Here is a 4,127-nt window from a genome sequence, read left to right on the forward strand (position 1 = left end):
CGATCCATGTGATGGCTGAGCTGCGCGGCGATCAGTTCACGATGCCCGCCATGGAGGCGCTAGATCGAAGGAAGATTTTTTCAGCCGCCGAACTGCGCAACGGAGTGAGGCTGATCGGCGCGACCTACGAGGCATTCGGCCTCAAGGACTCCGACTTTTCCGCCATGGGCCTGCTGGTGATCGCCTTCGCGCGCCATTGCCGCGACGACTATTACGTTGAGATCGAGAAGGAGAAGTTTCGCTCGATGCTGCGCGCGCAGTCCGAGTTGGACCCCGCCGAGCTTGAGGCGCTCCTCGTCAACAAGCCCTCGAACTACGCGACGAACACCAATGCCTATCAGCCGTTCTTGGATTTGGGGGATCGGATCGTCTCGAACGTCAACCTTCTGTCGCGCTTTCTCTACGCATTCAAGAATGTCCACCTCGGCAGCCGCCGGCGCTTTCAGATCCACGCGGGCTTCATCTTCGAAGACATGGTGAAACGCGATCTTGAGCGCATGGGATTCACCGTCACGAACATCAAACGGATCAATCGGAAGGAGTTCGACGTCGTCGCCACGCGCGGCGGTGTCATCTTCAACATTCAGTGCAAGAATAATTGGATTGATCTCTCGAAGATTGAGGCTGAGCGCGCGCTGTTCGTCCGATATAACCGATCCCTGACGAACTACTATACGCGCGCGCTGAAGAAGGAGCGGGGTCGCGAGCATCTACTCAAGCAGGAACTGGGGATGGACAAGGTCGTGCATTACGTGGTGAGCCGATTTCCGGTGATCGGCGCCGACTCGGCGGTGATCAACTATAATCAGATCGATCGGCTTCGTTTCGCCGGCCAGGCGGGCGCGTGACCAATCCTGCGAATATTCGCGATCTGCTATTGCGGTTCACAGGCCCCGATCTGACGCAGACGCTTGCGCGGATCGAGAGCGCGGTGCGCGGTGTGGCAGCGAAGGATTGCGATAGCTTTCTCGAGGGCGCTGGCGTGGGTCGGGAGGCGTTGGCCGCGGCGGCCGAAATGAAGCGCCTGGCCGGGCAGATCAATGTGACGATCCATGCGCTCGGCATCCTGCTCTGCCTTCCGCACATCCTCGAACCAGAGGAGCGGGTCGAATATGTCTCGCTCGGCGCCGGGAATACCGGGCGCGAGTTCGACCTGGAGACCAACCTGCGGGTCGCCGAGTTCAAATTCATTCGATGGCGGGGCGGCGCGGAATCGATCCGCCAGAATTCCGTGTTCAAGGATTATCTGCTGCTCGCGGAGCATCCGACGGCGAAGCGAAAATATCTCTATCTGCTCGGCACCGAACACGCGCTCAAATTCCTGCGGGGCGGTCGCGCCCTATCGAGCGTGCTGAGCCGGAATGACAAGTTGCAGAAGATATTCGCGGACCGCTTCGGCGAGGCGTTTCGGACGGTCCGGGACTATTACGCCGTCCACGCCGGCGCGGTCCAGATCGAGGACGTGTCGCCGTGGCTTTCGGAGCTGGCGGAAGAGTTGATCGCGGAGCCCGACGCTGGCCCAGTCGACTAGGGAGCAGGGCGAGTGACGCGTGCGCGTCGCGCGGCGCGGCCCGCTGGCGTGCGCGTCGCGGTCAAGAGCGCTTCCTCCGCAGATTTCTGCGGTCCCATGAAGTCCATGCGATCGGCGATATAGGCACCGAACGCGGGCGCGTCTTTGGCCGATGGCATCGTGACGCCGTATGTGAGCGGAAGGAATGCTGTCAGCGCGATACGGTAGAGCGGCGCGGCATATTCGAAAATCGTCCGCTGCGGCGTGGTGAGGTATAGATTGCTGCGCTCGACAGGATTGCCGTGGAGAAAGTCGTTTCTGCATTCGTAGAGCACCTGATAGAGCCAAGATGCCAAGGTGCGCTTCACCTTGGTCTTGCCGCCCGTGTCGTGCGCGAGTTGGCCGATTTCCGGGTTTGCCCACGGCGTCCGCTCGATCATCTCGAACACCTTGTCCCGGTTGGCCTGCCCGCTTCCGCCAGGATGCACGAGGATCTCGAAAGCGCTGACCCAGAGCGAGACGACCCGCCCGACGTCGTAGAACGTCGTATCCGTCCCGGCCGGCAAGAGCGAGGCGTTATACGCCATGTCGAGCGAGCGCATTAGCGCAACGTCCTCCCAGGCGGGCTCTGCAGCTTCATAGCGTCGACGCCAGCGCGCCATGAGCGCGGCAAGGAGCGGCTGGTCGATGTCGCTTTCGCCGAGTGACGTGCGGAATAGGGCCGGCGACGATTGGCCTTTGAAGCGAGAGAGCTCATGCGTGCCGAGGATTGCCGGTGTGCTCCCGATCACATCCTCATAGTGTCGGTCGAGCATCCAGGGGTAGATCGCGAAGGCCTCGCCGAAGAGCACGCGATGCCCGCGCGGATATCGAAGCTCCAGCGCCCGGCCGTGCGTGACCGCGGAGAGCGCGATGAGGTCGCGGAAGCTCGCCAGCGCCGTGACGTCGCGAAAGGTCGGCGGTGCGGCCGTGTTCAGGATCAGGACCGAGGGCTCGAACTTCTGCCCGAAGTTATCGGCGAAACGGTTGAGGAAGCGCCTGAGCGTCGGGTGCGTCCGCTTGAGGGCCGCAACGCGGCGATCGTGCGCGGGAGCGAGCGCGGCGATCTCGCAGCCGATCGCAGCTTCCAGCGGAATATTCGGCAGGACGAATACCGGCGTCCAATCAGCAGCCATGGTTATTCCTGTTTAGATCGCTAGCGCTCCACTTCTTCATTCGTAAGGAAGTTCGCCGAACAAGCCGATCATGAGGTCGCCGTCGTAGAGCGAGAACGGAATCTCTACATAATGATCACGGTGACGTGGCAAGGCACGTCCGTCATTTGGGCCGTTCTTAGTGTGTCCGCGAACGTGCTCACCGTCCTCCTTGACATACGGCAGCACAACGAGGCGGCCGTGATTGGTGGAGAGGATCGTCCCTTCCTTCCAGATCGTCGCGCCTTCGGACTCGCGCGTCGACGATGTCTCCTTGACCTGCCAGCCGACACCACCATCCGGCTCGTACCAGAATACAATGCCGTTTGAGACCAGCACACGTTCGCCTCGTGCAAGAGCTTCGGCGAGCATCCGCTGAACGCTCGCGAGCTGAAGCAATTGATTGGCGCGGGGCAAAAGGATCTGTCGGATTTTGGCCTTTGCCTTTCCCCAATGAGTGCTGGCGCTCAGACCGAATCCATTGGCGATCTTCGCGCGTTCGGCGGTCAGTGCGGCCTTCTCGCCGACGTGATAGGGTTTCGACCAAACGCCATCCGGGCCCAGATATAGAAGGGCGTGGGTCCATCGGTTGTTCGAGCGACCCACTTTTGCCACCCTCAGATAGGGCATTTTGGCCAGTTGTTCGGCGAGGTCCTGACGATAGCGCTCGGAGTCCGGCGCGAGCTTCAGGGCGGCGGCGTCGGGCGGCTCGCCATCGGTGTGACGGCGCAAGGCTTCCGCTAGCATCAGCACTTCTTCGTCTTGCAGACGCCGTTTCGCCTGCAGGGCCTTGTCGATCTTGAGTTCGAGCGATCGCTTGACGACGGGGTCCATGGGACGCGCGGAGAGTGCCTGCCGCAAGGTTGGATTGAGTGCATTGGCGGCCGCGATGGCAGCTTCGCGATCGGGATAATGGTCGGCAAAGACGGTGTCGTTATCCCCCGGCACCATGCGCTCGCGCCAGATCGGCGCGAGTTCGCCCTTGTCGATGAGCTCCTGCATGAACCAGCGCTCGAACAGGGGACGGTAGTGGGGCCAGACGGCCAGGACGATGTCAGACGCCCGTTTCAGCTCGGACCATTTCACCATAAAGGGGCGCCTCCGACGCGAGGCCGCGTGGCCTGAAGCTTCATCATCATGCGGCCTTCTCCTGCCGCGACCGGATATCGGCGATCCACTTTTCTAGCGCGTCAATTTCGGTTTCGATTGCCGATGGCGCGGGCAGCCGCGGATTGATCTCACCGGGCTGACTGTGAAGGAGCGCCGAGCAACGCCCGAACGCTTCACGCATAGCGGTGCAATCGACATCGGTGAGGACTGTGAGCTTGATGAGGCCCGTTGTGTCCACCTTACGGGACAGGCGGCGGATTACCGGCCCGACCACTTCCTCGACGGCGCGCTCCCAGGTCGTGCGGAGTTGGTCC

At 61.7% G+C, this 4,127-nt stretch carries 4 protein-coding genes and 1 pseudogene; 2 read left to right on the top strand and 3 right to left on the bottom strand.

What is annotated here, in order from left to right; all coding sequences use genetic code 11:
* Positions 1 to 848 (top strand): hypothetical protein (locus tag AB7F49_RS38630; protein ID WP_428533100.1); only part of this gene is annotated, 848 nt, incomplete at its 5' end.
* Positions 845 to 1,531 carry a hypothetical protein gene (locus AB7F49_RS38635; protein WP_379728469.1) on the top strand — a complete coding sequence of 229 codons (687 nt, stop codon included), beginning with the start codon at positions 845 to 847 and terminating at the stop codon, positions 1,529 to 1,531. The genes AB7F49_RS38630 and AB7F49_RS38635, both read left to right, overlap by 4 nt.
* Here AB7F49_RS38635 and AB7F49_RS38640 read toward each other — a convergent pair.
* The 3 genes and pseudogenes from AB7F49_RS38640 to AB7F49_RS38650 form a co-directional block, all read right to left on the bottom strand.
* Complete coding sequence (locus tag AB7F49_RS38640) at positions 1,528 to 2,685, bottom strand: hypothetical protein (protein ID WP_379728467.1); 1,158 nt, start codon at positions 2,683 to 2,685, stop codon at positions 1,528 to 1,530. The genes AB7F49_RS38635 and AB7F49_RS38640 overlap by 4 nt on opposite strands.
* Positions 2,686 to 2,721: 36 nt before the next feature.
* On the bottom strand, positions 2,722 to 3,792 hold the full coding sequence (locus AB7F49_RS38645; RefSeq protein ID WP_428533104.1) for a hypothetical protein: 1,071 nt from the start codon (positions 3,790 to 3,792) through the stop codon (positions 2,722 to 2,724).
* Between the two features lie 46 nt (positions 3,793 to 3,838).
* Positions 3,839 to 4,127 (bottom strand): annotated as a pseudogene (locus tag AB7F49_RS38650) (AAA family ATPase); the annotation flags it as partial.

The sequence above is a fragment of the Pseudorhodoplanes sp. genome, from assembly GCF_050250235.1.
GTDB lineage: Bacteria > Pseudomonadota > Alphaproteobacteria > Rhizobiales > Xanthobacteraceae > Pseudorhodoplanes.